Origin of the sequence: Micromonospora sp. KC721, assembly GCF_004348355.1 — a bacterium.
Taxonomy (GTDB): domain Bacteria; phylum Actinomycetota; class Actinomycetes; order Mycobacteriales; family Micromonosporaceae; genus Micromonospora.
This window is the reverse complement of the sequence record NZ_SMJY01000279.1, coordinates 1-6,013: the sequence shown is the minus strand read 5'-3', so window position 1 is coordinate 6,013 and position 6,013 is coordinate 1. Positions and strand designations below refer to the sequence as shown.

Annotated in this window: 5 protein-coding genes; 4 read left to right on the top strand and 1 reads right to left on the bottom strand. The window is 73.7% G+C overall.

Annotation, left to right across the window (positions count from 1 at the left end):
- Positions 1 to 12 precede the first annotated feature (12 nt).
- Positions 13 to 879: a 16S rRNA (cytidine(1402)-2'-O)-methyltransferase gene (rsmI, locus tag E1182_RS28600; protein ID WP_371687617.1), complete on the bottom strand. Its 867-nt coding sequence runs from the start codon at positions 877 to 879 to the stop codon at positions 13 to 15.
- A gap of 66 nt (positions 880 to 945) precedes the next feature.
- Here rsmI and E1182_RS28595 point away from each other — a divergent pair, with 66 nt between their 5' ends.
- The 4 genes from E1182_RS28595 to E1182_RS28580 all read left to right on the top strand — a co-directional run bounded on the left by E1182_RS28595 (position 946) and on the right by E1182_RS28580 (position 5,796).
- Complete coding sequence (locus E1182_RS28595; protein ID WP_371687616.1) at positions 946 to 2,607, top strand: dolichyl-phosphate-mannose--protein mannosyltransferase; 1,662 nt, start codon at positions 946 to 948, stop codon at positions 2,605 to 2,607.
- Positions 2,608 to 2,908: 301 nt separating this feature from the next.
- Positions 2,909 to 4,195 (top strand): VWA domain-containing protein, encoded by a 1,287-nt coding sequence (locus E1182_RS28590; protein ID WP_132270842.1) that lies wholly within the window; start codon positions 2,909 to 2,911, stop codon positions 4,193 to 4,195.
- 2 nt (positions 4,196 to 4,197) lie between these two features.
- A complete protein-coding gene (locus E1182_RS28585; RefSeq protein ID WP_132270841.1) occupies positions 4,198 to 4,971 on the top strand; it encodes a peptidase in 774 nt (257 codons plus the stop codon).
- 171 nt (positions 4,972 to 5,142) lie between these two features.
- Positions 5,143 to 5,796, top strand: a complete 654-nt coding sequence (locus E1182_RS28580; RefSeq protein ID WP_132270840.1) for a 4'-phosphopantetheinyl transferase — start codon at positions 5,143 to 5,145, stop codon at positions 5,794 to 5,796.
- Positions 5,797 to 6,013 lie beyond the last annotated feature (217 nt).

Genomic DNA, 6,013 nt, shown 5'->3' with positions numbered 1-6,013 from the left:
GGGGGTGGCAGGTCAGGTGTGGGTGATGGTGTAGACGTCGCGGCGGCGGAGCGCGTACTCGGTGGCGACCTCGGTGATGGCGTCGCGGCGGGACAGGCCGGCAGCCTCCCGCGCGGCCACCGCCGCGCGCAGGGTGTCGTCGTCGGGACGCTCCGCCGGGCGGGCCGGAGCGCCGGCCACCACCAGCGTGATCTCACCGCGGGGTTCGTTCTCGGCGGCCCAGTCGGCCAGCTCGCCGAGGGGCCGGCGGACGATCTCCTCGTACGTCTTGGTCAGCTCGCGGCAGAGCGCCGCCGGCCGGTCGGTGCCGAACGCGGCGGCCAGGTCCGCCAGCGCGTCGGCGACGCGGTGCGGGGCCTCGAAGAGGACCAGGGTCCGTTCCTCGGCGGCGAGGGTCCGCAGCCGGGCCCGGCGCGACCCGGGCGTACGAGGCAGGAAGCCCTCGAAGCAGAACCGGTCGCAGGGCAGGCCGGACAGGGCCAGGGCGGTGGTCACCGCACTCGGGCCGGGTGCGGCGGTGACCGGGACGCCGGCGTCCAGGGCGGCCCGGACCAGCCGGTAGCCGGGGTCGGAGACGCTGGGCATGCCGCCGTCGGTGACCAGGGCGACCGTGTACCCGGCGGTGAGCACCTCGACCAGTTCGGGGGTACGCCGCTCCTCGTTGCCCTCGAAGTAGGAGACGATCCGCCCGGGCACACTCACCGCGAGGTCCCGGGCGAGCCGGTTCAGGCGGCGGGTGTCCTCGGCGGCGACCACGTCCGCGGTGGCCAGCACGTCGCGGAACCGGGCCGAGGCGTCAGCCGGGTTGCCCAGCGGCGCACCGAGCAGCACCAGCCGCCCAGGGTCGGACATTTCACCCACCAGCGCACGCTCCTTCATCGACGGATGTGCCGGCACCGGAGACGACGGACCCCACCGGGCACCTCCAGAGCCTACGATCGGCGGGTGACGAGTGCGTCGACAGCACAGAGCGCGAACGCGACCGGGTCCGAGCCGGGGGCGTCCACGGAGAGCAGCCGGATTCCGGCGGTGGTCCGCCGCCGGCTGGCCACCGTCGAGACCGCACTGGACGTGAACTCCTGGGTGGCCACGGTCGTGGTGGTGACCATCGCCGCCATCCTGCGCCTACTCGGCCTGAGTCACCCGCGCGGCAAGATCTTCGACGAGATCTACTACGCCCGCGACGCCTACGGGCTGATCGACAAGGGCGTCGAGTGGAACTACAAGGACAACGGCCCGTCGTACGTGGTGCACCCGCCGCTGGGCAAGTGGCTGATCGGGTTCGGCGAGTGGGCCTTCGGCTACCAGGACCAGGAGCACAACATCAGCGTGCCCGGTCACCTGGTGACCACCGCCCCGGAGTTCGGCTGGCGGATCGCCGCGGCCCTCGCCGGCATCCTGTCGGTGTTGATGTTGACCCGCATCGCGCGCCGGTTGTTCCGCTCCACCACGCTCGGCTGCGCCGCCGGCCTGCTGCTGGCGCTGGACGGCTTCCACCTGGTGCTCTCCCGCACCGCGCTGCTCGACATCTTCCTGCTGCTGTTCGTGCTGGCCGCCTTCGGCGCCCTGGTGCTGGACCGGGACTCCCGGCGGCGGCGCTGGGCCCGTGCGCTGGAGGACGGGCTCGACCCGTCCGTCGCTGGCGCCGCCGGACGGCCCGCCGGCGGGTGGCGCACCTGGCCCTGGTGGCGGCTCGCCGCCGGGGTGCTGCTCGGCTGCGCGGTCGCGGTGAAGTGGAGCGCGCTCTACTTCGTGCCGGTGTTCGGGCTGCTGGCGTTGCTGTGGGAGGTCGGCGTCCGCCGTTCCGCCGGGGTACGCCGCCCGTGGCGGGACGCGCTGCTGGACGAGTTGCCCTGGCTGGTGCTGGCCGGGTTGCTGCTGGTGGTGACGTACGTGGCGACCTGGTCGGGCTGGCTGCTCGGCGACAACGGCTACTACCGGCTGGCCGAGCGCTATCCACACACCCCGGGCCTGAGCGACACGCCGGTCATCGGGGCGCTGAACAACCTGTTCCACTACCACAAGGCGGCGTTCGAGTTCCACACCGGACTGGACAGCGGGCACAAGTACCAGTCCTGGCCGTGGCAGTGGCTGCTGCTCGGCCGGCCGGTGGCCTTCCACTGGACCGGGGACGGCCCCTGCGGGGCGGCGAGCTGCGCGGAGGAGATCCTGCTGCTGGGCACGCCGCTGCTCTGGTGGTCGTTCCTGCCGGCGCTGGCCGCCACGGCCTGGCTGGGCATCGCCCGGCGGGACTGGCGGGCCGGGGCGATCCTGCTCAGCGTCGCGGCGGGGCTGCTGCCCTGGTTCTGGTTCGCCCTTGACGGCCGGACGATGTTCTCGTTCTACGTCGCACCGGCGCTGCCGTTCCTGGTGCTGGCGGTGGTCTACGTGCTGGGGGCGATCGTCACGCCGACCACCGCGGACGGTCTGACGCTGGTCGACCAGGAGCGGGGGGCCGACCGGCGGCTGGTGGGTGGCGTGGTCGTCGGCGCGTACGTGCTGCTGGTGGCGCTCTGCTTCGCCTACTTCTACCCGATCTTCGTGGGCAACTCGCTGCCGTACCAGGACTGGTCCGCCCGGATGTGGTTGGACGGCCGCTGGATCTGACGGCCTGCGCGGCCGGATCAGAGACGGACACGCGGCACAAAAAGCACGCCCCGATCGCCTGCCACGGGGGAAGCGGGCGATTGGGGCGTGCAAGACAAAGCTTAGCCACGGTTGGCGACCCGCACAACGGGTCGAGTCGGGTCAGATTTCCGACGGATGCACGGTCGAGCAAAAGGTTTACATCCGGCAGCTAACGGCCTGTCATGACTGATTGACGGTGCGCCCAAAAACGGCCCGTGCCGGAGCCGGGCGACACGACCCCGATGACCATCCGAAGTGGACGGCCCCTACACTCCGCCCGGTGATCAACTTCAGACGATCAACAGCCGTCCTGACCGGGCTGCTGGCGGCGACCGCGCTCACCGGGCCGGCACCGGCCCTGGCGGACGAGGAGACACCCGCCGAGCCGCCGAAGGTCGAACTGGTGCTGGACGTCAGCGGCTCGATGCGGGCCAACGACATCGACGGACGCAGCCGCATCGCCGTGGCGCAGCAGGCGTTCAACGAGGTGGTCGACGCGCTGCCCGAGCAGACCCAGCTCGGCATCCGGGTGCTCGGCGCGACGTACAAGGGCAAGGACAAGAAGCAGGGCTGCCTGGACACCCAGCAGATCGTCCCGGTCGGCCCGGTGGACCGGGTACAGGCCAAGGCGGCGGTGGCCACCCTGCGTCCCACCGGGTTCACCCCGGTCGGGCTGGCCCTGCGCGAGGCCGCCAAGGACCTCGGCACCGGCAGCACCGCCCGGCGGATCGTCCTGATCACCGACGGCGAGGACACCTGCGCGCCGCCGGACCCCTGCGAGGTGGCCCGGGAGCTGGCCGCCCAGGGTACGAAGCTGGTGGTCGACACCCTCGGCCTGGCCCCGGACGAGAAGGTTCGCCGGCAGCTGCTCTGCATCGCCGCCGCGACCGGCGGCACGTACACCGCGGCGCAGAGCGCCGACGAGCTGACCGGCCGGATCAAGCAGCTCGTCGACCGGGCCCGGGACACCTACACGGCCACTCCCACGGTGGTCGCCGGCCGGTCCGCCTGCGACGGCGCGCCGCTGCTCGGCCCCGGCGTCTACCGCGACCGGGAGGGCTTCTCCGAGCACCGCTGGTACCGGGTGCCGGTCCGCCCCGGGCAGGAGCTGCGCGCCTCGGTCAGCGTGGCACTGGATCGACCGGTGAACCGCGACCACGGGGTGCTGCTGCGGGCCACCGCCACCGACGGCCGGGAACTGGTCCGTGGGGTGGACGCCGGCAGTGGGCGTACCGACGTGGTCTCCGCCGGCCTGCGCTGGTCGGCCACCGAGGACCCGGCCGACGGGGCGGACCCGACGCCGCAGGCGAGCACCGGCACCATCGCGGCCACCACGGTCTGCCTGGTGGTCAGCAACTCCTTCGCTCCCCGGCCGGGCACCCGCGCCACCCCGGGGATGCCGGTCGAGCTGATGATCGACGTGGTCGCCTCCTCCCCCGCCCCGGCCGCGCCCGACCTCGGTCGCGGCTGGGTGCTGCTGGTGTTGCTGACCCTGGCCGGCCTGCTCACCGGTCTGCTCGCCGGCCTGCTCACCCGCTGGTGGGTGGCCACGTGGAGGGAGAACTGAGGATGCGTACCCGGACTGTCCGCACCGGCGCGGCACTGGCCGTCGCCGGGCTGGCCCTGCTGGCCCCGGCCGTACCCGCCTCGGCCGCACCCACCCCCTCACCCGGCGCCACCCCGGTCACCCGGGCCGGCACGTCCTTCCTGACCGCCACCGGTGTCACGGCCGGTCAGCCCGTCCGGGTGGACGCCTCCATCGGCGACCACCTCTACTGGTCGTTCCCCGCCTCGGCCGGCGAGCGGCACGAGATCAGCGCGACGGTGACCTTCCCGAAGGCCCGCAGCGGCACCTCCACCTGGACGGTGGAGATCTTCGACGGGCTGCGCCGGCGGCAGTCGTGCACGGCCGGGGCGCAGACCCCCACCGTGGACGCCGCCGCCGGCAGTGTGTCGCTCGGCTGCACGCTGCGCCAGGTGCGGTCCTGGGCGGAGCCCTGGTCGGCGGACCCGCTGCCCGGCACCTACTACGTGCGGCTGTCGGTGACCGAGCTGCCCGAGGCCGACCTCGGCCTGCCGGTCGACGTGGACCTGCTGGTCGGCGCGGACGGCGAGGGCTCCCGGGACGACGGTGAGCTGAGGGCCCCGCTGGTGCCGAACACGAAGGCGGGCACGCTGGTGGCCGGGGAGCCGACGGCCGCCCCCGACGAGGAGGAGACCGGTTTCTTCGACTGGTTGCCCGACCTCGGCTCGCGGTGGATCTGGAGCTCGGTCGGCGGCGTTCTCGCGGCCGTCGCCGGGGTGGTCGGCTTCACGCTCACCCGCCGTCCCCGCCGTCCCTGACCCGTCCTGCCGGTGGCCGCCCGCCCGGGTGGCCACCGGCAGGGCGGGGACCCTCCGCCGTCGTCCGATTGCGGTACGTTGACCAGCCATGGCGGTCGTGAACCTCTCTGCCCTGACGGGGCACCAGCGCACGGCGCAGCGGGACAACCGCGCACCGGGAAGGGGTCGGTGATGCGTGACCTGCTGCCGCCCACCGTGTCGGTCGCGGTCGCCGGGCCGGCGGACTGGACCGGGGAGCTGCTGGCGGCCGAACGGTCCGGCCTCGGCGAACGGGCGGTGCAGAGCCGGCGGCGGGACTTCACCGCCGGGCGGGTCTGTGCCCGGCGCGCGCTGACCGGCCTGGGGCTGCCGGCCGTGCCGGTGCCGGCGGCGGCCGACCGTTCGCCGGTCTGGCCCGCCGGCGTGGTCGGCACCATCACCCACACCCGCGGCTACTGCGCCGCCGCGGTCGCCCACGCCACCGACGTACGGTCGGTGGGGATGGACGCCGAGCGGCACCGCGACCTCAACCCGGGGGTACGCCGGCTGATCTGCCGCCCCGAGGAGGAGGAACGGCTGGCCCGGCTGCCGGCCGGCACCTGGTGGCCGCTGGTGCTGTTCAGCGCCAAGGAAACCGTCTACAAGGTCTGGCACCCGCTGGTCGGGACCTGGTTGGACTTCCAGGACGCGACTGTCGAGCTGGACCCGCAGACCGGCACGTTCACCGCCCGGATCAACCCGGCCCGGGTGGCGGCGGCGACGGTGGCCGACCCGCCCGCCGTGATCCACGGCCGGTTCGCGGTCGAGGGCGACCTGGTCCGCACGGCGGCGGTGCTGACGCATTGACCGATCGGGCCGGTCCCGGCCCCGAACGGACAGGTCGGACCCGAGACATTCCCGGCTTGCCGGCACCCACTAGCGTCGGGTGGTTCGTGACGTGACCGACGTGCCGAGGAGTACGGTGAGCCAGCCCCAGCCCCCCAACGGGCCGCAGGATCCGAACCAGCCGCCCGTGGACCCGTTCCCCACGGGCCCGGTGCCGCAGTACCCCACCGACCCGACC